We start from the raw sequence: 20051 nt of genomic DNA on the forward strand, positions 1-20051 counted from the left end.
GATCTGCCGCCGGAGGAGGCGGCATGAATGAGTTGAGACGAGACGCATCGTCTTGCTATGGTCGATGTATGTCCTTCTCCTGCTTCCCCTGAGTCCGGGCACGGCGGGCGCCCCCGCCGTGCGGCCGGGCTCGGCCGCGTCCGGCTCCGCCGCGGCGGGCCTCCTGCGCAGCCATGGCCACCGCCGGTCCGCGGCCGCGTCCGGCTCCGCCGCGGCGGGCCTTCTGCGCAGCCATGGCCACCGCCGGTCCGCGGCCGCGTCCGGCTCCGCCGCGGCGGGCCTCCTGCGCAGCCGGGACCACCACCGCTCCGCGGCACCGGGTGCGGGTGCGGCCGACGCTGCCCCGTCGCCCGTCACACCCTCCCGGGCCGTGGCCCCATGGGCCGTTGCACCCTCGCGCGTCCCCTCCCGGTCCGCCCCGCCCCGGGGCGCTGCCTCCTGCGCCGCGTCCCGGTCGGCGGTTCCGGGTCGGGGTGTGCCTTCTTGGGCCGTGCGCTCGTGGGCCGTTGAGCCCTGGTGCGTGCCCTGCCGGTCTGTCCCGCCCTGGGATGCTGCCTCCTGTGCCGTGCCCCGGCCGGGGGTTCCGGCCTGCGGGGTGCTCTCCGGGGCGGTTTCGGGCCGGGGTGCGTCGGACGGGGGTGTGGCCTCGTGGGCCGTACCCCGGCCGGGAGTTCCGGGTCGGGGTGCTGCCTCCTGTGGTGCGCCCTCGTGCGTGCCTTGCCGGTCCGTCCCGCCGTGGGGTGCTGCCTCCTGTGCCGTGCCCCGGCCGGGGGTTCCGGCCTGCGGGGTGCTCTCCGGGGCGGTTCCGGGCCGGGGTGCGCCGGACGAGGGTGTGGCCTCGTGGGCCGTGCCGCGACCGGGGGCTCCGGGCTGGGGTTCGTCGCCTGGGCGCGTCGCCTCCTGGGCTGTGCCGCGACCGGGGGTTCCGGCCTGCGGGGTGCTCTCCGGGGCGGTTTCGGGCTGCGGGGTGGCTTCTTGGGCCGTGCTCCGCCGAGGCACGTCGGCGCCCGCGGCTCCCTGGGCGGTGGCCTGTCGGCGCGTTGCGCCTTCGGCCGTGCTCTGCCGGGCCGGGCCGTCTTGAGTCGCCCCGTCCTGGGACGTTGCGTTCCCGGGGGTGCCCCGCTGGGGGGTCGCCTCCTGGGCCGGGGCGGTCTGGGGGGTGCCCTGAACAGTGGTGTCGTTCTGGGGTGTTGCGTCTTCGGGAGGGCTTTCCTGGGCCGTGCCGCCCTGCCGGGACGTTCCGGCCCGGGGGGTGGCCTCGGGGTCGGTCCGGGAGGACCAGTTGAGGTAGGCGCCGCAGTTGGTGCAGAAGTCGTCCGTCGGGGCGCTGGAGGCCCCGCACGCGGGACACGTACGCAATGCCGTCAGCTCCCTTCGGGCGCGGTCGCGGGCGGGCCGGGCAGGATCTCCACCCGGCAGACCGTGTGCACGGGGCACAGGGTGCGGACGAGGGCGCGGACCCGGTCCGCGTCCACCTCGTACGCGGCGCCGGGGCCGCGCGGCCACACCCGTACGAGGACCTCGTCGTCCGCCACCGGGGGCGGCTCGGTGCCGGCCGTGCGGGACCAGACGGCCCCGCCGTCCGCGCTGACGTCGGCAGACACGCCCAGGACCAGCCGCAGGGCCTCGACCAAGCCGCGCCGGGTGCCCCGCCACCGGTGCAGTTCCACCGCGCGGGCCACCGCCTCGCGCCGCAGTGCGGTCGGCCAGTCGGCGTCGTCCGCGCCGCCGACCCAGGCGGCCAGCCAGGACAGGAAGTCGGCCGGGGCCAGCCGGGGGTCGAAGTACGCGGGCAGGTTGTCGAGGGTCGTGAACACCGGGGCCAGGACCGTGTCCAGGCCCGCCGTGAACCGCTGGGCGAAGTCGTCGTCGGCGTACAGCGCGGGCAGCTGCTCGCCGATCGGGTGCCGGCTGGGGAGGCCGGGTACGGCGGCACGGCTCATCCGTGCACCCCCGTCCCCGGCTCGGCCTCGGTCACGACCACCTGGTGCTGGTAGGAGAAGACGAGCGTGCCCGCGCCGATGTCGATACGGTCGACGGGGGCGCCGCGCCGTCCCGTGATCGGGTCGGCGGCGAACAGCCGGATCTCCTCCACCAGCACGTCCCCTACGGCGCGTTGCAGTACGCCGAACACCTCGCCGTACTGCACGGGCCGGCCGAACGGCCAGCCGGTGCCGTCGGGTCCGCCGTGCAGCGGGTTGAGGTGCCGGAACAGTGCGGCGAGCGCCGCGTCGCGCACCCGGTCGGCGTCGGCGGCGGGCGCCGACAGCCGGGCTACGACGGTGACGCCCTGGTAGACGGGGGGTTCCACGACGAGGCCGGTGCCGATCAGGCGTCGCTCGTCGAGGGTGGTGGTGATCGCGGCCAGGACCTGGTCGGTGGGGATCAGCTGCTCGAAGCGGAGCCGGTCGCCGTCGTCGGCGACGGCGTCCGGCACGACCAGGACCCGTACCGAGCCGGCGCCGCGCCCGCCGTCCGTGGCGGGCAGGCAGCGTACGCGGCGCACCGACGGCGCCGCCCGGCGGGCGATGATCTCGTAGTCCTCGGCGGTGACCGCGCGTTCCTGCATGCGCAGTGCCTCGGGGGCGCGCAGTTTGGCGTTGTCGATGGTCTCCCCGGCGACGCCGCCGCGCGCCGCCTCCCGGTTGACGACCCGGGCTATGTACGGGACGGAGCTGCGCAGTACGGAGATCGCGCCGCGCGAGACGTTGCCCGCGGGGCCGCCGCCCGTGCGGTAGCGGGCCACACGGATCTGGGAGCCCTTGGGCGGTACGGCGCCGCACGGGCGCAGGCTGCCGTCGGCCTCGCGCAGCACCGGCGGGAAGGAGAACTCGCCGGTGGTGGCGTCCACGCGGACGTGCCGGTCGTCGGGCCCGGAGCGGCCGAAGTGCTCGACGACGTCCCAGCGCTGCCAGCCGTCGGGGGAGGACACCTCCACCACCGGGGGCTCCCCGTCGAGCAGTACGGGCGGGCGGCCGAGGCGGAAACTCTGCCCGGCGACGCCCTCGGACGAGCCGAGCGGTACGTCGGCCACGCGCTCGGCGTGCTCCACGGTCATGGTGCCGCCGACGGTGAAGACGGCGGCTTCGCGGACGGTCGGGGACTCGGAGTAGAACGGCTGGCCGGGCTCGGGCTCGGTGACCCGGCAGCGCAGCCAGCCCGCGCGGGTCCCGCTGATCACCGACGCGGTGTGTCCGGCCGGGACGTAGACGATGATCTCGCCGGGCCGGTTGAGGCCGCCGGTGCTGTCGGAGTCGGTGGCGCAGCGCTGCCAGCGGCTGCCGTCCCAGGCCTCCCACACCAGCGGGGGCTGGCGCGGGTCGACGCCGACGCCTTCGACGCGGCTGTCGAGGCGTACCGCGATGACGCAGCGCGGCACCGCCGTCGGCAGGCCGAAGAGCAGGGCGTCGCCGGGTTCGGGCGTCGCCTGGAAGCACGGTATGTCGCGGCCCTCGGTGAGTGCGCCGGTGCGGTCGGCGGGCTGGCCGGTGCGGGGCGCGGTGACCAGTTTCGTCAGTTCGCTGGGCAGGATCCGCAGGTCGTCGGTGGTGGCGAAGACGACGGCTTCCTCGGTGTCGCCGGCGGCGGTGGCCACCTCGGTCGTCACCTCAGTGCCCGCGGGCAGGGTGACGGTGTCGGGCTGGGGTGCCGACAGCCAGAAGTCGACGTCGGCGGCGGCGGCCGAGGGCGGGTACAGCTGGATGCCCAGCAGGTCGAGGAACGCCAGGTAGTTCTTGTCCGGGACCCGGTTGAGCCGGTACAGCAGCTGGTCCACGAGGTAGGCGAACGTCTCGATGAGGGTGACGCCCGGGTCGGAGACGTTGTGGTCGGTCCACTCCGGGGCGCGCTGCTGCACGTACCGCTTCGCCTCGTCGACGAGCTGCTGGAACCGTCGGTCGTCCAGGTTGGGGGAGGGCAGGGCCATCAGTCCGCGACCATTTCCTCGGCCCCCTCCTCGGAGGGGATCGTGTAGAAGGGGAAGACCAGGTTGCGCCGGTCGTTGGTGGTGCGCACCGTGTAGTGCACATCGATGTAGAGGGTGCCCGCCTCGACGGCGTCGAAGGCGACGACGACGTCGTCGACGGTGATCCGTGGCTCCCAGCGTTCGAGGGCCTCGCGCACCTGCTGGGCGACCCGGCCGGCGGTGTCGCCGTCGCCGGGCGCGAAGACGTACTCGTGGATGCCGCAGCCGAATTCGGGCCGCATGGGCCGTTCGCCGGGCGCGGTGCCGAGGACGAGGCGGATGGCCTCCTCCAGTTCGCGTTCGCGTTCGACCATGGCGATCCCGCCGGTCGGGCCGACGCGCAGGGGGAACGCCCAGCCGCGGCCGATGAACCGTTCGCTCATCACACGCCCCCGATCAGGACGTTCATGGCGCCGGTGAGGACCATCGCGCCGCACGCCGTCTGGTCGCGGGCCCGCGCGGCGGGCAGGCCGCCGATGAGGACCGTTCCCGTGGCGAGGGCGGCCGGGTTCGGCATGATCACGTTGGCCGGTCCGAGGGCGGCGTGCGGCGGGACCACGCAGACGTGCAGGCTGCCCACGACGGCGGCGGGCCGGCCGCCGATCAGCACCGTGGCCACCTGCGCGGCGGCGCCGGGCGGTGGCGTGGCGAGCCGGCCACCGTGGTTGGTGGGGTCGCCGGTACGGGCTGCGGCTGGCATCGGGTGCTCCTCGGGGACGGCGGTGGTGGTGCGCAAGGTGTGCGGAGGGTCAGTTGATGCGGATGAGGCGGGCCTTGAGGACGGCGAGCAGGCCGCCGTTGACGGTGACGTCCGCGGTGCCGGACACCTTCACCGACCGGCCGCCGATGCTGACGCCGGCGGTTGCGTCGATGTCCACCTGGCGGCCGGACACCTTCACGGTGCCCTGCCGGGCGTCCAGGGTGATGCCGTTCTTGTCCATCAGGACCGAGGTCAGCGGGCGGCCCCGGCCGGCGAACACGGTGAGCTCGATCCGGTCCCGGCGGTCGTCCATGCGTACTTCGAGCCGCTCGTCCCCGGTCACCAGCCGCAGCCCGGAGGGGCCCGGCGCCGCCGCGTCCAGCAGCTCCACACGGTGCCCCGAACGCGACACGATCGAGCGGCGGTTGACCTTGCCGCTGGTCTTGTCGATCAGCGGCACGTCGTGCGGGGAGGGCTGGTCGACGCCGTTGTAGAGGCCGCCGATGACGTACGGGCTGTCGAGCAGGCCCTGCTCGAAGCCGACGAGCACCTCGTCGTTGACCTCGGGGCTCACGACCCCGCCGCCGCCCTTGCCGCCCCACTGGACGGTGCGCACCCAGTCGGAGACATAGGTGTCGTCGAGCCACGGGAACTTCAGCCGGACGGCGCCGCGTTGGGAGCCGTTCGGCTCGCGCACGTCCGTCACCACGCCGATCGCGAGCCCCGGGATGCGCGGCCCGCGCCCCGGCGCGTTGGCGCCGGTCACCAGTCCGGTCAGGGAGCGGTCCGGGCTGGCGCTGACCCACACGGTGGTGCGGAAGCCGCCGTGCGGCTCCAGGACGTGCTGGACGGCCGTGGCCGTGTACCGGCCGGAGAACGCCTGCCCGACGTTGCCGAGCGCGACGGGTTTGCCGGCCCGCAGCAGCGGGTTGCCCTCGGCCACCGCCTCCAGTTCGCCGAAGCCGGAGCTGATCTGGGCCGCCGTCGCCTTCGCGACCGCCGCCGTCTCGGCCTGCGTGCGGTAGGGGGTGTCGGTGACGGACACCGACGCCGTCCCGAAGCGTGCGGCGGTCTGCGGGCCGAGGCCCGGTACCACCGTGTCGCTGACCACGGACGGCTGCTCGGCGACGAGCGGCCGCTTCGTGGTCACGTCCCAGCCGCGCACCTGCACCTTCGAGGCGCCGTCGGCGGCGGACAGGGCGGCCCGCAGCGCGAGGAGGTTGCGCCCGTACTCCAGGACCATCGGGTCGCGGACGGCCGACGTCGACGGGGCGGGCGCCCCGGACGCCTTCACGGGCCGGGTGAACTGGAGCAGTCCCTTGTCGTCGACGCGTACCTGTGCGCCGCTCTCCCCGGCGAGGAACTGCAGGAAGTCCCAGTCGGAGACGTTCGCCTGGGACAGCTGCTTGTACGTGACGGGTGCGGCCTCGACCTTCCCGACGGCGAGGCCGGCTCCGGCGGCCACCTTGCGGACGATGGCGGCGGCCGTCATGTTCCGGTACGCGACGACCTTGCGGCCGCGCTGGAGGCGGTGCGCCTTGGAGTAGGCGCGTACGACGGTGAAGGAGCCGGTGCGGTCCCGGTCGATCTCCAGGGCGGTGACCTCGCCGTTGAACAGCCGCTCGCGGGCCTGCCCCTTCACGGTCGCCACCGACACCCGCAGCGGGGTGCCGATGGTGATGCCGGTGGCGCGCAGGAACTCGTGGTCGGGGTCGCGGTAGGTGAGCAGCGCGGTGTCGGGCAGCCCGACGTTCTCGTCGACGACGCAGGAGACGAGCTGCGCCGCCCAGATCTGCGGCAGTTCGCCGGGGGCTTCCACGATGGGGTCGGCCGCGAACGACCGGCCCCCGGGCTCGGATCCGCTCACCGCTGCTCCTCCTCGCCGTGCTGGTCCCGGGTGCCCGGCACCACGATCTCGGTGCCGGGAACGAGGGCCATCGGGTCGTCTATGCCGTTGGCCTCGGCGATGACCCGCCAGGCCGTCGCGTCGCCGTATTCGCGCCAGGCCAGCATGGCCAGGCTGTCGCCCGCCACCACGGTGTGCGTGCTGCGGGCGGTGCGGGAGCCGGAGGTCGGGTTCTGGCCCGGCGGGTCGACGCTCGCCTCCTCGATGGACAGCGAGCAGGTGGCCCGCAGCGGCTTGCCGTCCACGTCGAAGAGCGTGTACGACACCGACAGGTTCGACAGGACCCCGTCGAACGACGTCGTCCGGGCGCTGCCCCACTCGAAGCGCACCCAGGGGCTCGCCGGCTTCTTCCGGCCGAGGCTGGCCGGGGTCGGCACGCACGCCTTCATCAGCTTCTCCACCGCCTGCTCGACCGAGTTGTCGTGGGTGGCGGTGGCGTCCAGGAACACGTCCAGGCTCAGGGTGCGCGGTCCGCTGCCGACGAACTCGGGCAGCGCCGACTGGCCCGCCATCCTGGACGGGGAGCGCCGCCACTCGGTGGTCTTGCCCAGTTGCAGGGTCGAGGGGTTGAACTGCAGGTCGAGCCGGGCGATCGTCCCGCCGGGCTTGGCCCCGACGGAGGCCGGGGGCTCCTTGAGGGTGAGCTGGGCCCGGGCGCGGCTGGCGCGTGCCGATGAGGCCATGCCGTGGACTTCCTTCCGGGGCGGCGGGGACGAGGACGGGTGGGCGGGTCGGGGGCCGGGCGGGCGGTCAGGAGGGCAGCAGCCCCTGGTGGGCGATCTCCAACGTCTCCACGGCCGCGGCGGAGTTGGCGGGGTCGAAGGACGGCCCCTGCCAGCGCACCGGGACGATCCCGAACACCTGCCAGCTGATGATCCGGCTCAGGTCGGGCCGCAGCGCCACGATCTCGCCGTCCTTCGGCTCGACCCGGCGCAGCGTCTCGTCCAGCCAGCGGCCGATCTTCGCCGTGTCGGCGGTGACGGGCCGGGTGAGGGTGATGTTCGACCAGGTCACACGGCCGGGCAGCTGCCAGGTGAAGCCGTTGTTGCCGCCCTCGGCGTAGCTCTCCATCTCGACCTCGGCGCCCATGCCCGAGCAGGTGTGGAAGGCGCCCAGGTCGTTGCCGCCGATCGCCAGCCGGAAGAACACGCTTGTCGCGAAGATGTTGTCCGTCATCGGTCCGTCGTCGTCCGTTTCTCGTGCGTACGTGTTCTCAGCGGCGCCCGTCGAAGGGCCTGCCCGCGCGTTCCCGGCCGCGCCGCAACTCGGTGCGCAGGAGGCGCGCGACCGGATCGAGCAGACGCCGTGCCAGGTCGTCCAGGTCGAGGTCCCCGCCGCCGTGGGCCGCGGCGTCGCGCGCGCCCTCCGGCCGGCCGGCCGGCGCGGCGGGACCCGCCCCCCGACCCGTGTCGCGCTGTACGGGGGGTGGCGGGCCGCTGCTCGGCGGCGGTACGGGGACGGCCGGGCCCGGGACGGCGGCGGGGGCCGACGCCCTGGGCCGTACGACGGGTACCGATCCGGCGGCCGGCGCGGCGGGGGCCGGCTGGACCACGAGCGGTGGCGTGTACGGGCCGGTCACGGGCAGGGGGGCCGCGGCAGTGGCGGGGGCCGCGGCCGACGCGGGCGCGGGGCGCACGGCGCGTGCGGGGGGTGCGGGGCGCGCGGCGGGGGTACGGGTGGCGGGCGCCGCGGCACGCTGGATCGGCTGCGGGGCCGTGGCGGACGCGGCGGACGGGGCCGACCAGCGCGCCGGCACCACGGGCCGACCGGCCGGGCGGGGGGCGGCGGGTGCGCCCCCCATGCCCGCCACGTCGCGGGTGCCGAGGGCCAGGGGCCGCGCCGCCAGCAGCTGGAGGGACGGGGCCGCCGCGGCGGGCACGGCCGTCTCGCCGACGGCGCGGGCGGCGACGAGCGGGACCGGGCCCGAGCGCGGCGGGGCACTGGCGGTCGGGGTGGGGGTGGCGGTGGCCCGCTGGACCGGCGGGGCGCCGGTACGGCGGCGCGCGTCGCCCGCGCCGCCCAGCAGGGGCGCCTGCGGCCGCGCGGCGGCGGCCCGGGGCACGTCGGCGCTCGGCGGCAGCGAGGACAGGGGCGCCCCCAGCCCTGAGCGCACGCGCGGCACGCTCCGCTCTGCCGGTCCGCTCGCCGCGGGCTCGGCCTGGCGCTGCAGGGTGGGCATGGCGGGACCCGGCGTGGCCGGGGCGGGGTTCGACGGGGTTGCCGTGGGCGGGAGTTCGGTCAGGGGTGCGCCGAGGGGTGCGCGGGTGCGCATGGGCTTCTCGGTCGCCGGGCCGGTGGCGGCGGCTTCTGCCTGCCGCTGCACGGTGGGCATGGCCGGGGTCGCCGGCGCCGGACCGGTGGCAGTGGGGTCCGTCTGCCGTTGCAGGGTGGGCATGGCGGGACCCGGCGTGGCCGGGGCGGGGTTCGACGGGGTTGCCGTGGGCGGGAGTTTGGTCAGGGGTGCGCGGGTGCGCATGGGCTTCCCGGCAGCCGTGCCGCTCGCCGCGGCTTCTGCCTGCCGCTGCACGGTGGGCATGGCCGGGCCCGGGGGCGTCGGTGCCGGGCCGCTCGCCGCGGGTTCTGCCTGTCGCTGCACGGTGGGCATGGCCGGGCTCGGCGGTGTCGGTGCCGGGCCGCTCGCCGCGGGTTCGGCCTGGCGCTGCAGGGTGGGCATGGCAGGGCCGGGGGTGGCCGGGGCGGGGTTCGACGGCTGTGCGGTGGGCGGGAGTTCGGCGAGTGGTGTGCCGAGGGGTGCGCGGGTGCGCATGGGCTTTTCGGTTGCCGGGCCGGTGGCGGCGGGTTCGGCCTGGCGCTGCAGGGTGGGCATGGCCGGGCTCGGGGGCGTCGGCGCCGGGCCGCTCGCCGCGGGTTCGGCCTGGCGTTGCACGGTGGGCATGGCAGGGCCTGCGGTGCCCGGGGTGTGGCTCGACGGGGTTGCCGTGGGCGGGAGTTCGGTCAGGGGTGCGCCGAGGGGTGTGCGGGTGCGCGTGGGCTTCTCGGTCGCCGGGCCGGCGGCTGCGGGCTCTGCCTGCCGCTGCACGGTGGGCATGGCCGGTGCCCCGCCTGTGGCTGCGGGTTCGGCTCGGCGCTGTACCGCCGCCGTGACCGAGTCCGTGGCCCGGGCGCCGAGCGGGGCGCGGGTGGGCATCGGCTTCTGCACAGCCGGGTCGCTCCCCGCGGGGCCCGGGCGGCTCTGCGGGGTGGGCGTGGCCGGGGCGGCGGCGGCCGGCTTCTCCGCCACCGGGCCGCTCGCCGCAGCCTCGGCCTGGCGCTGCACCATCGGCATGGCCGGCGCGGCGGGGAGGACGGGGGGCGTCGAGGGTGTGGCCGTGGGCGGCAGCTCGGTGGCCGGGGTGCCGAGAGGGGCGCGGGTCTGTGCACGCTGCACCGGCGTGTCCGGGCCGGCCGCGGGCGCGACGGCGGGACGGACGGCGGCCACGCGGCGTCGGGGTGTGGCCGGGACCCGGGCGGCGGTGAGAGCAGGCCCGACCGGGCGCGGCCGGACCGCACCAGGAGCCCCCTCGGCCGTACGGGCGGGCCGGGCGTCCGCGGCAGTGGATGATCCGGGGACCACCGCGATGCGGCGGACCACCGGGAAGTGTGCGGGCGTCGCCGTACGGCCGGGCGCGGCGGCCCGCTGCACGGCTGCGGGGTGCGCGGACGGCAGGCCCCGCGTACCGGCCGAAGCCGAGGCCCCGCCCGACGGCGCGGGCGACGGGGACATGCCCGCGTCGCCGCGTGTCAGGGCGCGCGAGACGACCGGGCCCGGGGCGTCGGTGGGTGCGCCGGGCTTCGCGGCCGGAGTGGATCCGGACCCGGACCCGGACCCGGACGCGGGCCGGCTCGGCGTGGTGGTGCCGGCGCGGGTGCGGCGCTGGACCTGCGGGGTTCCGCCTGCGGGCCGCACCGGATCGGGCTGCCGGTCCGCGCCGGGCTCGCCGGCCTCGCCGGGCTCGCTCGGCAGTGCCCGCAGCAGCAGCGGGCCGCCGCCGCTGTGGGTGGGGCGGGCGGCGGCCGGGCGGGCGACGCCGCGGACGAGTCCGGCCGGGGCGGACGGCAGCAGGCCGTGGGCGAGCCCCGTGTCGAACGACGGGTTGCGCCATGCGGCCAGGCCCGAGCGGAAGGCGAGGCCGTCGCTGACGCCCGAGACCGACCGCGAGACGGTCAGCAGGGGCGGCGCGGTCATGCGCCAGCCGCCGTCCCAGTCGCCCGGCACGGCGGTCCCGGCGGTCCCGGAGGGGCCGGTGGACCCGGCGTCCCGCGGGGCGGCGCCCTCCTGGGCCGCGGCCGCCCCAGCGGCAGCGGCGTCCGGCACGGCGGTGCGCCGACGCAGCCTGTCCCGCCATGCCATTTACTCAACCGCCTTCGTTCACACGGGTGTTGATACGAGCTATCTCGGTGACCCAGTCCTGGCGCTCGCCGTGGGTCAGGTCGAGGATCTCGTCGCGCCGCCAGTGGAAGTGGTAGGCGATGTACGCGATCTCCTCCCGGAGCCGGGGGAGCGCGTACGTCACGATTCCCCCAGGCGCCCACCGGAGAGGTCGACCTCGAAGCCGCCGTCGCAGTGCGGGCAGGTGACCGCCGCGCGGGTGTGGCCCTCGCTGTTGACGCGCCGGTAGAAGTCCTGGAGGAACGCGACGTCGGTCGCGTACATCCGCTCGACGACCCCGGCGTGCACATCGGTGATGGTGCCGAGCCGGGTGATCACCTGGCTCAGCAGCACCACGCTCAGGTACGCCGGGTTCTCCTTGACCCGCAGGTCGATCTGCGGGCGGAGCTCGTCGCGCGCGGTGGCCAGGCGCATCGAGCCGTGCCGGTGCACCGTGCCCGCCTCGTCCACGTAGCCGCGCGGGAGCTCGAACTCGAACTCCGTGCGCAGCCCGTGGTCCTCACGGGGGGCCGGAGCGGCGGCGGCCGGGGGTGCCGCCGCCTGCTCCGGGGCCTGGGCGGGCGCCGTGGCCTGGAGGATCTCCTCCAGGCTGCCCGCGGTCACCGTGCGACGCCTCATTCGACGATGATCTCCTCGAACACGATGGTCACGGACTCGGTGGCCGCGGCGGACTCGCCGGCCTTGAGGGAGGGGCCCTCCCACTTGGAGGCCCAGCCCTGCATCAGCTGGATGCGGCGGATGGTCGCGCCCGTGGAGTCCTTGATCTCGATCGTGAGGTTCTGCCGAGCGGTGTCGACGGCGCCGTTGTTCAGCGTCTCCTTGATCCACTTGGTGAACTCGCTGCTCTTGTCGAGTCCCCGGGTGATCGTGACCTCGCCCGCCTGCCGCGCGCCGGGCTGCTTGCGGATGATCTGCTTGCCCTCCGCGCTGACCTGGCGGACCTCGACGACCTCTTCCTCGACGGTCAGGCCGCTGATCTCCTGGATCGATTCGACCAGGTATCCGCCGAGCTGCACGCCGAAGATATGGGTGGAAAGAGCATCGCCCTCTGCCATGACTGTCCTTCACCTTTCCTTGCTGCTGCTGGTGCCGCTGACCGGCAGGGTCACTCGTCGACGAGGCTGGTGCTGTCGGAGAACTGGGCCAGCCGGAACACCACGAACTCGGCGGGCTTGACGGGCGAGACGCCGATCTCACAGACCACGCGGCCCTGGTCGATCGACTCCTGCGGGTTGTTGTCCCGGTCGCACTTGACGTAGAACGCCTCCGCCGCCGTGCGGCCGAACAGCGCGCCGCGGCGCCACTCCTCGGTGAGGAACGCGGTGACGTTGCGCCGGATGCTGGACCAGAGCCGGTCGTCGTTCGGCTCGAAGACCACCCACTGGGTGCCCAGCAGGATGGACTCCTCCAGGTAGTTGAAGAGGCGCCGCACGTTCAGGTAGCGCCAGGCCGGATCGGAGGAGAGGGTGCGCGCGCCCCAGATCCGGATGCCGCGGCCGGGGAAGGCCCGTACGCAGTTCACACCGATCGGGTTGAGCAGGTCCTGCTCGCCCTTGCTCAGGCGCAGCTCCAGGTCCACCGCGCCGCGGATGACCTCGTTGGCGGGGGCCTTGTGCACGCCCCGCTCGGCGTCGCTGCGCGCCCACACGCCGGCGATGTGGCCGCTCGGCGGGACGGTCGTGTTGCGGCCCGAGGCGGGGTCGAAGACCTTGACCCACGGGTAGTAGAGGGTGGCGTAGCGGGAGTCGTAGCCCGCCTCGTCATTGCGCCAGGTGCGCACCTGCTGCGCGGACAGCGCGGGCGGGGTGTCCAGTACGGCCACCCGGTCGCCCATCTGCTCGCAGTGGGAGATCACCGCGAGCTGTACGGTGCGCACGCCCTCGGCGTCGATGTCACCGCGCTGGTAGGCGCTCATCAGGTCCGGCACCGCGACCATGGTGATCTCGTCGATGGTCTCCAGGCCGGCGAAGCCGGTGCGGGCGCCCGAGTCGCCGACGTACTCGGCCGGGTCGAGCCGGGACACGGTGCCCTGGCCGGTCGCGGCGGCCGTGGCGCCGGGGGCGTCGGGCAGGGCCACGGTCTGGCCGGCGGGCCGGGTCTGGGTGGCGGAGCGCTGCTCGGTGACCTCGATCAGCTTCGAGGCGCGCGCCTGGGTGACGAGGTAGCCCTTGACGTTCTTGCGGGCGGAGGCCTCGTAGGTCTCGGCGATCTGCTCGCCCTGGCGGACCAGGAGCTTGAAGCGGTCCTCCGGCGGGTTGTCCCCGTCGGCGTCGGCGATCTCCACGGACACGCCGGTGATGCCCGGGCGGGCCGTGATCAGGAAGCCGCCGAGTTCGACGGGCTCCGCGGCGCGGGACCGGGGGACCGCACCCCCGGCGGCCGGCGCGGAGGCGTCCGGGGCCGGTCCGCCGATGCGGACGACGTACGCGGCGCCGCCGCCGTTGGCGAAGTAGCCGTAGACGGCGTGGGGCAGGTAGGTGCCCTCGGTGAAGCCGCCGAAGTGCTGGGAGTACTGGTCCCAGTTGGTGACCAGCGTCGGTTCGTGGAAGGGTCCGCTCTGGGCGAACCCGACGAACGCGGCGACGGCGGTGCCGACCCCTTCGATCGGGCGAGCACCGGACTGCACCTCCTCCACGTACACGCCCGGGGTGAGGTACGTCGGCATGCTCGCTCCTTCGTCACGTCTTGCAATCAGGTCTGGTCACAGCCTCCCGCGCGACTGCCTTCGCGGGCAGGGGCGTTCGGTCCTGGTCAGGGGCAAGTCCGCTGCCCTCCGGGTCGCTCCCGCCGGGCCGTCCAGGCAGCGCGTACGCTCCCGTGCGCGCCGCCCGCGGCTCACACGTCCGTGATCTGGCCCAGGTACGGTCCGAACTCGCCCTCCAGGACCAGGCGTCCGAGCTTGCGGTACTCCTGGGCGACGGCGGTCATCACCTGGCGCATGGTCAGCGGTTCACCGGACGCGGCCGCGAAGTAGGCGGCGGTCACCGCGCAGGCCCGGATGGAGCCCCCGGCCAGTTCGAACCGGTCGGCGCAGAAGCCGAGATCGACCTCGTCGGCCCGGGGCAGCCGGTCGCCCAGGCAGCGCTCCCACAGGGCACGGCGCTGGGCGGCGTCGGGCACCGGGAAGTCCGCGATCACGTCGAGGCGGCGGGTGAACGCCTCGTCGAGGTTGGCCCTCAGGTTGGTGGTCAGGATGGCGATGCCGTCAAAGGACTCCATGCGCTGGAGCAGGTAGGCGGATTCCATGTTGGCGTGCTTGTCGTGGGAGTCCTTCACGTCCGAGCGCTTCCCGAAGATCGCGTCGGCCTCGTCGAAGAGCAGCACGGCGTTGACGGCCGACGCCTCGGTGAAGATCCGTTCCAGGTTCTTCTCGGTCTCGCCGACGTACTTGTCGACGACCGTGGACAGGTCCACCACGTACAGGTCCATGCCCAGGTCGGCGGCGACCACCTCGGCGGACATGGTCTTGCCGGTGCCGGAGGAGCCTGCGAACAGTGCGATCACCCCGCGTCCGCGTCCGCCGCCGGGCCGCATGCCCCACTGTCCGAGCACCTGGTCGCGGTGGCGGGCGCGCACCGCGAGGTCGCGCAGCCGACGGTGGGTGGGGGCGGGCAGGACCAGGTCGTCCCAGCCCACGGCCGGCTCCACCCGGCGGGCGAGGCGGGCCAGGCCCGCGCCGTTCTGTGCCCGTACGGCGGTCCGCAGGTCGTCGGGGGAGACGTGGCGCCCGTCGAGGGCGGCGGTGCGCGAGGCGGTGTCGGCGGCGCGCCGCAGCTGCCCGGCGTCGAGGCGGTGCGCGGACACGGACCGGACGAGTGCTTCCGCGCCGCCCGCCGTGTCCGCGCCGCCTGCCCCGTCCGTACGGCCGTGCTCGGCGGCGGCCCGTTCCAGCGCGTGCCGCCAGCGGACGGCCTGCCGGTCGGGGGAGGGCGCCGCCACGGTCAGGGAGACGGGGGTGGCGGCCGCCCAGGCGGGCTCCCAGCCGCTGGTGCCGTGCGTGAACAGGGGGATGCCGCGCAGCACGGTGCACAGGGTGCGCAGTACGTGGGCCCGCTCGTCGGGCTTGTCGGGCAGGGCCTCCAGCGGTCCGAGGAGCACGCCGGCGCCCAGCAGCCGGGCTTCGCGGGCCGCGGCGCGGGCGAGTGCGGGCAGGGCGTGGGCGCGGTGGGTCAGCGCCGCCGGGTCCAGGACCAGGGGGCGCAGCCCGCGGGCGCGCAGTGCGGCGGCGGCCAGGCCCTCGGGGTCGCCGCCGCGGGTGCGCAGGTGGACGTGCCCGGTGCCGCTCCCGGCCGCGGCGGCGGCCCGGTGCAGCTCGCCGGGGTCGACGGCCGGGTCGTCGGTGGCCTCGCCGAGCACCTCGGCGAGGTGCGGATCGGGCGCGTCGGCACCGAGCAGGTGGGCGGTGATCCGGTCCGGGACGGCCAGTACCCGGGACAGGGGCGGCCGTTCGGGCTCGGTGACCTCCAGCAGGCCGCCCGCGAGGAGCGGTGCGCCGGGGGAGAGCCGGAAGCGGGCGGCGGCGGACCGGCCGCGGCCGCACAGTTCGAGGGCGAGCCCCACCGTCGGCCGGCGGCGCGTCAGGTCGTCGTTGAGGTAGCCGTAGAGCCGCTCGAACCGGGCGTCCAGGTCCGGGGCCAGTGCCACCAGCAGCAGGTCCACGTCGAGGGGGTCCAGCCCGAAACGGGTGGCGAGGACGCCGAGCGGCGAGCCGGGCGGCGGCGGGCCGGCCGGGGCGATGGCGGGCAGGCCGGGCCCGTGCTCCTCGCCCGCGTCCAGGATCCGGGCGACCGCCTCGGGAGTGAGGTACTGGCCCCGGTAGGGGTCGTCCGGGTCGGGGTCGGCGGCGCGCCGGAGCTCCACGGCCAGCCGGACCCGTTCCTCGACGAGCCGGAGCCGTGCCCACAGGTACGGGAGCTCGTCCGCGCGGCCCGGGTCCCGGCCCGGGTCCGCATGCGGGTCCGCCGCCTGCTCCTGGCCGGGTGCCGGGGGCTGGAGGGTGTGCGTCACGGCTGGCGTTCTCCTCGGCGGCGGCGGGCGGGGGCCTTGGGCCGTTCCCGGGAGCCGCCGAAGCCTTCCGGCCCCGGCGCGCCCAGTTCGACGTAGCGCAGCCGGCGCGGGCTCCCGTCGCCGTCCGGTGCGGCCTGCGGTACGGAGTTCACGACGAGGCCCTCGGTGACCGGCGGCGCCGCGACCTTGCTGATGCCGGCCAGCGGGGCCTTCACGCGCAGCCCGAGGGACGGCTTCAGCTCGCCGCCCAGCGCCGACCACACGTCGGAGGCGGCCGGCGCGTCCATGCCGGTGCCGCCCCCGTCCACGTCCACGAGCAGCCCGAGGTCGGCGAGCGTCCCCGTGAGCAGGCGCGGGGGCAGGGTGTCGGTGGCCACCAGGCAGGACAGCACCTGGGACAGCAGCCGGTGCTCGTCCTGCGGCCGGCTCGCCCAGGCGGTGACCAGGTACGTCAGCTCGAACCAGCGCGGCGGGGTGCGGCGCGCGACGACGAACCCGTCCGCGTCGTACACCTCGCCCGCGCCGCTGCCGCGCCGGGTCGGGTCCTCCCTGATGTCGTACAGGAACACGCAGACGGTGGGCGCGCTGCGGCGGGCGGCCCAGTCGCGGGTCGGCGCGTCGAAGACGACCTCGACGCCCGACGCCTCCAGGCCGGATTCCGCGAGAAGCCGCCGCAGCCCCTCGTCGACCTCGTGGATCACCGGCGGCTCACCTCGTCGGGCGGCTGCACCGTGCCGTTGACCACGAGGAAGTCGGTCTGCACGGGGGAGAATCCGGGACCGCTCGCGGTGATGATGCGCGGGCCGGTCTGGTCCTTGGCGAGGATCAGCAGCTGGCCGATGAACGTGCCGTCGGCCTGGGGGACGGTCGGGGCCGCCGCGGCCGTGATGCCCGGCTTCCAGGCGAACCGCACCGGCACGCCGGGCGGGAAGTCCTCGCCGCGTACCGAGGTGACGAAGCCGGGCCTGCCGATCGGCGGGACGGCGACGATGCGCGGCTGGAGGATGCGCAGCTGCTGCTGGGCGGTGTTGTCGCCGGGGTCGGCGTCCGTGCCGGTCGTGGTGAGGTTCGCGGTGACCTGGCCGGTGAGCGCCTTGTCGGGGCTGAGAACGACCCGCAGGACGCTGCGGGCGCCCGGTGCCAGGTCGGGCAGCGTGCACGTCCCGCTCCGGTCGCAGCCCGGCGGCGGCCCGTCGTGGGGGACGCCCTCGGGCAGGCCGATGCGCAGCCGCAGGCCGGTGGCCAGGGCGTCGCGGCCGTTGGCGACGGTGAAGGTGACGACGACGCGGCCGCCGACGTAGCCGGGGTTCGGCTGCGCGGTGATGCTCACCCCGGGGCCGGCCTTGGGCGCCGGCGGCTGCGGTGCGGGCTTCGTGGGCGGGGTCGTCGGCGGCGTGGTGGGCGGGGCCGGCGTCGGGGTGGGCGGGGTCGGCGTCGGCTTCGGAGGTACGGGGGCCTCGCGCACCGGCACCACCGTCCGGCCGGAGTTGTCGCTGGGGCGGGGGTCGAGCACGGTGCCGGTGACCGACCACTCCAGGGGCTGGTCGCCGGGGGTGACACCGGTGAGGGTGACGGTCACCGGGACGGTGGTGCCGGGCGGCACGATGCCCAGGGTGCAGGTCAGCGCGGCGGCGTCGCAGGTGGCGCCGGGCGTGCCGGGTGCGGTGAGCGCGGTGATGCCCACCCCGAGCGGGGGTGCGACGGTCAGCCGGGTGCCGGGGGAGGCCGCCGGACCCTGGTTGACGACGTCCACCCGGACGGTGGTCGAGCCGCCGACGGTGAGCGGCGCGCTCTTCTCGGGTGCCCGCACCGCGAGGTCCACCGACTGCTGCACGCTCGGTTCCTTCTGACGGCCCGGCAGGCCGGTGACGAGCAGGTTGTGGGCGCCGGTCGCGACGTCCACCAGCTTCAGCTTCTCCGGGCTGTTGGCGGCCCGGGAGCCGCGGCCGGTGAGCACCAGGGACTTGCCGTCGGCGGTCCAGGCGGCGTCGCGCGGCTGGTAGGGGCCGTTGCCGGTGGTCTCGGGCAGTTCGCGGCCGCAGGCCCCCGGTTTGTCTCGGGCGGCGTCGGGCAGCAGGACCCGGCAGGTGCCGCCCGCCGCGGAGGCGAGCAGGATGCCGCTGCGCTCGTCGACGCGGCCGCCGCCGTTCTTGCGGTTGAAGGCGACGGTGGTGCCGTCCGGGGAGAACGCCGGGCTGTCGTCGATGACTTCGCAGGCGCCGAAGCAGATCGTGGCGCTCAGGTCGCGCTGGCGGTCGAGGTGGTCCACGGGCACGGTCCAGATGTGCTTGTTGCCGCCGTTGCCGTTGATCACCAGGTTGCGGGTGAAGGCGAGCGTCGTGCCGTCGGAGGACCAGGTGGGCTGGGCGTCGCCGCCCTTGGGCTGGTCGGCGGGCGGGACGACCTCGCCGCGGATCGCCCCGGTGGCGGCGTCCGCGATCAGGATGCGCCCGGGGCCGGCGGCCTGGCCGACGCCGCCGGGCGACGTACGGGTGAAGGCGAGGTACCTGCCGTCGGGGGAGAACGTCGGGTCGGTGTCCCAGTCCTTGGGGCCGCGGCCGGCGAGCGGCAGGGCCGCGGCATTGGTGCCGTCGGCGTCCGCCGTCCAGATCCGCTGGATCCGGCTGCCGGGCTTGCCCTCGAAGCGGGTCACCACGATCCTGCGCCCGTCGGGCGTGTAGTTCTGCCGCTCCGTCCACGGGTCGAAGTCGGGTCCGGGCTGGAACAGCGGGTCCTTGGCCGGGTCGGTGTTGGTGTCGGCCGCGGGGTCCTCGTTCAGGATCGTCAGATTGAGGTCACGGGGGTCGGAGCCGTCCGTCCGCGCGTCCTGCAGGGTCGCGACGTTCCGCCCGCCCGCCGAGATCCGCTCGACGACGGTGCTGCCGCCCTTGAGGGGGCCGAGCCAGGTGGGCGAGCCGATCTCGCGGTCCTCGCTGTACACGAGCTTCGGGGTGTCCGCCGAGTGTGCGGGCACCTGGAAGACGTGGTCCCAGTCGCCCTTGCAGTCACAGGTGCGGTCGGGGCTGAGGAAGAGCAGGCCGTTCCCGTCGGGCAGCCACGCTGCCCCCCGGGTCCGCCAGCCCGCCTGGGCGCCGGCCAGCAGCTGCCCGTCCGTGCGCCCGTTCGTCCACCGCAGGCGGGGGCCGGAGGCCCCGGTGGCGGTGTAGGCGATCACGTCGCGGTTGGTCGCGTCGTCGACCGGGTTCCACACGGGCTCGGTGGCCGGGCCGTTCGCCGGGTCGGTGAGCCGGGTGGCGGCGCCGCCGCGCAGGGGGCGCACGTAGACCTGCGTGCCGGCGGCCCGCTCGGCGTCGGAGGAGTACGCCAGGCGGCCGCCCTCCGCGGAGACGGTCGGGTGCTCCTCGTTCGCGGGGGTGTCGGTCAGCCGGGTCAGGCCGGTGCCGTCGGCGCGTACGAGCCACAGGTCGCGCTGGACGCCGCCGGCCGCGGCGCGGTGGGCCGAGTCGAAGACGACCGACCGACCGTCGGGGGTCAGCCGGGGGTTGCCCGCGTCCATACCGCTGGTCAGCCGACGTACCGAGCCGTCCGCGGACCGCAGGTAGACCTGCGGGGTCCTCTCGTCGCGGCGGCTCGCGAAGACGAGCCGGTCGCCGAGCGCCGACGGCTGGACGTCCAGGTGCGCCGGCCCGTCGCCGAACAGCGGGGTGCTGGTGTCGGTCTTGTCGCCCGCCACCAGCCCCAGGCTGCGGTGGCGCGTACCGGCGTACGCGACCCGGCTGCTCCCGGCGTCGGCCGCGAGGGGCTGAGCCCCGGCGTCGCCCGGTCCGGCGGCCGCCGTCACCGCGAGCAGGGGCGCCAGCAGCAGCATCGACGCGCCGGCCCTCCCCCAGCGGTGTCGGCGACGGCCGGACCCTTCCGTGTCCCTCACGGCCCACCTCACAGTCCGGTCCCGCATCCTGCCTGTCACCCCGCCACCCTGCCGGTCCGGCCGCGCGGACCGGGAGGGCCGCGGGGCCGGATGCGGGGGAAGCGCCTCTTGCGCTTTCGGGCAGTGGCGGGCGGTCGCACCGCCCGCGACCGCCCGTCGGCGACCGCTCGTTCGCTTCGCCCGCCGCCGTCGCCT

Annotated in this window: 15 protein-coding genes; all 15 read right to left on the reverse strand. The window is 75.6% G+C overall.

Features of this window, described 5'->3' with window-relative positions; all coding sequences use genetic code 11:
- Nucleotides 1–1364 precede the first annotated feature (1364 nt).
- The gene (locus E6U81_RS29610) at nt 1365–1943 is read right to left on the reverse strand and encodes a phage tail protein (protein ID WP_136233107.1); all 579 of its coding nucleotides are present in this window, start codon (nt 1941–1943) and stop codon (nt 1365–1367) included.
- Entirely contained in the window at nt 1940–3925 is a 1986-nt protein-coding gene (locus E6U81_RS29615; protein ID WP_136233108.1) for a putative baseplate assembly protein, read from the reverse strand. The genes E6U81_RS29610 and E6U81_RS29615 overlap by 4 nt, the downstream gene beginning before the upstream one ends.
- Nucleotides 3925–4347 carry a GPW/gp25 family protein gene (locus E6U81_RS29620; RefSeq protein ID WP_030664125.1) on the reverse strand — a complete coding sequence of 141 codons (423 nt, stop codon included), beginning with the start codon at nt 4345–4347 and terminating at the stop codon, nt 3925–3927. The genes E6U81_RS29615 and E6U81_RS29620 overlap by 1 nt, the downstream gene beginning before the upstream one ends.
- A complete protein-coding gene (locus E6U81_RS29625) occupies nt 4347–4664 on the reverse strand; it encodes a PAAR domain-containing protein (RefSeq protein ID WP_136233173.1) in 318 nt (105 codons plus the stop codon). Before E6U81_RS29625 ends, E6U81_RS29620 begins: the two co-directional genes overlap by 1 nt.
- A gap of 49 nt (nt 4665–4713) precedes the next feature.
- Nucleotides 4714–6531 (reverse strand): VgrG-related protein, encoded by a 1818-nt coding sequence (locus E6U81_RS29630; RefSeq protein WP_136233109.1) that lies wholly within the window; start codon nt 6529–6531, stop codon nt 4714–4716.
- Nucleotides 6528–7253 (reverse strand): LysM peptidoglycan-binding domain-containing protein, encoded by a 726-nt coding sequence (locus E6U81_RS29635; RefSeq protein ID WP_031153520.1) that lies wholly within the window; start codon nt 7251–7253, stop codon nt 6528–6530. The genes E6U81_RS29630 and E6U81_RS29635 overlap by 4 nt, the downstream gene beginning before the upstream one ends.
- Before the next feature lie 67 nt (nt 7254–7320).
- Nucleotides 7321–7746, reverse strand: coding sequence for a phage tail protein (locus E6U81_RS29640; RefSeq protein ID WP_030710062.1), 426 nt, complete (start codon nt 7744–7746; stop codon nt 7321–7323).
- Nucleotides 7747–7783: 37 nt separating this feature from the next.
- Complete coding sequence (locus E6U81_RS29645) at nt 7784–10921, reverse strand: hypothetical protein (RefSeq protein WP_136233110.1); 3138 nt, start codon at nt 10919–10921, stop codon at nt 7784–7786.
- 4 nt (nt 10922–10925) lie between these two features.
- Nucleotides 10926–11084 carry a DUF6760 family protein gene (locus E6U81_RS40085; RefSeq protein WP_167344733.1) on the reverse strand — a complete coding sequence of 53 codons (159 nt, stop codon included), beginning with the start codon at nt 11082–11084 and terminating at the stop codon, nt 10926–10928.
- A complete protein-coding gene (locus E6U81_RS29650; RefSeq protein WP_136233111.1) occupies nt 11081–11578 on the reverse strand; it encodes a zinc-ribbon domain-containing protein in 498 nt (165 codons plus the stop codon). The genes E6U81_RS40085 and E6U81_RS29650 overlap by 4 nt, the downstream gene beginning before the upstream one ends.
- Nucleotides 11575–12015 (reverse strand): phage tail protein, encoded by a 441-nt coding sequence (locus E6U81_RS29655; RefSeq protein ID WP_030031999.1) that lies wholly within the window; start codon nt 12013–12015, stop codon nt 11575–11577. Before E6U81_RS29655 ends, E6U81_RS29650 begins: the two co-directional genes overlap by 4 nt.
- A 50-nt stretch (nt 12016–12065) precedes the next feature.
- A complete protein-coding gene (locus E6U81_RS29660; protein WP_136233112.1) occupies nt 12066–13625 on the reverse strand; it encodes a phage tail sheath family protein in 1560 nt (519 codons plus the stop codon).
- A 170-nt stretch (nt 13626–13795) separates the two neighbouring features.
- The gene (locus tag E6U81_RS29665; RefSeq protein WP_136233174.1) at nt 13796–15865 is read right to left on the reverse strand and encodes an ATP-binding protein; all 2070 of its coding nucleotides are present in this window, start codon (nt 15863–15865) and stop codon (nt 13796–13798) included.
- A 98-nt stretch (nt 15866–15963) separates the two neighbouring features.
- Nucleotides 15964–16668 (reverse strand): DUF4255 domain-containing protein, encoded by a 705-nt coding sequence (locus tag E6U81_RS29670; RefSeq protein ID WP_136233113.1) that lies wholly within the window; start codon nt 16666–16668, stop codon nt 15964–15966.
- On the reverse strand, nt 16665–19796 hold the full coding sequence (locus E6U81_RS29675; RefSeq protein WP_136233114.1) for a DUF11 domain-containing protein: 3132 nt from the start codon (nt 19794–19796) through the stop codon (nt 16665–16667). The genes E6U81_RS29670 and E6U81_RS29675 overlap by 4 nt, the downstream gene beginning before the upstream one ends.
- Nucleotides 19797–20051: the final 255 nt, after the last annotated feature.

This window comes from Streptomyces sp. A0592 (genome assembly GCF_004795115.1).
GTDB lineage: Bacteria > Actinomycetota > Actinomycetes > Streptomycetales > Streptomycetaceae > Streptomyces > Streptomyces erythrochromogenes.

Bases quoted from the DNA above. Each gene is read 5' to 3' on its own strand.
- E6U81_RS29610 (WP_136233107.1), bottom strand. From the start codon at position 1,943: ATGAGCCGTGCCGCCGTACCCGGCCTCCCCAGCCGGCACCCGATCGGC.
- E6U81_RS29660 (WP_136233112.1), bottom strand. From the start codon at position 13,625: ATGCCGACGTACCTCACCCCGGGCGTGTACGTGGAGGAGGTGCAGTCC.
- E6U81_RS29620 (WP_030664125.1), bottom strand. From the start codon at position 4,347: ATGAGCGAACGGTTCATCGGCCGCGGCTGGGCGTTCCCCCTGCGCGTC.
- E6U81_RS29675 (WP_136233114.1), bottom strand. From the start codon at position 19,796: ATGCTGCTGCTGGCGCCCCTGCTCGCGGTGACGGCGGCCGCCGGACCG.
- E6U81_RS29635 (WP_031153520.1), bottom strand. From the start codon at position 7,253: ATGGCCTCATCGGCACGCGCCAGCCGCGCCCGGGCCCAGCTCACCCTC.
- E6U81_RS29615 (WP_136233108.1), bottom strand. From the start codon at position 3,925: ATGGCCCTGCCCTCCCCCAACCTGGACGACCGACGGTTCCAGCAGCTC.
- E6U81_RS29645 (WP_136233110.1), bottom strand. From the start codon at position 10,921: ATGGCATGGCGGGACAGGCTGCGTCGGCGCACCGCCGTGCCGGACGCC.
- E6U81_RS29655 (WP_030031999.1), bottom strand. From the start codon at position 12,015: ATGGCAGAGGGCGATGCTCTTTCCACCCATATCTTCGGCGTGCAGCTC.
- E6U81_RS29640 (WP_030710062.1), bottom strand. From the start codon at position 7,746: ATGACGGACAACATCTTCGCGACAAGCGTGTTCTTCCGGCTGGCGATC.
- E6U81_RS29650 (WP_136233111.1), bottom strand. From the start codon at position 11,578: ATGAGGCGTCGCACGGTGACCGCGGGCAGCCTGGAGGAGATCCTCCAG.
- E6U81_RS29625 (WP_136233173.1), bottom strand. From the start codon at position 4,664: ATGCCAGCCGCAGCCCGTACCGGCGACCCCACCAACCACGGTGGCCGG.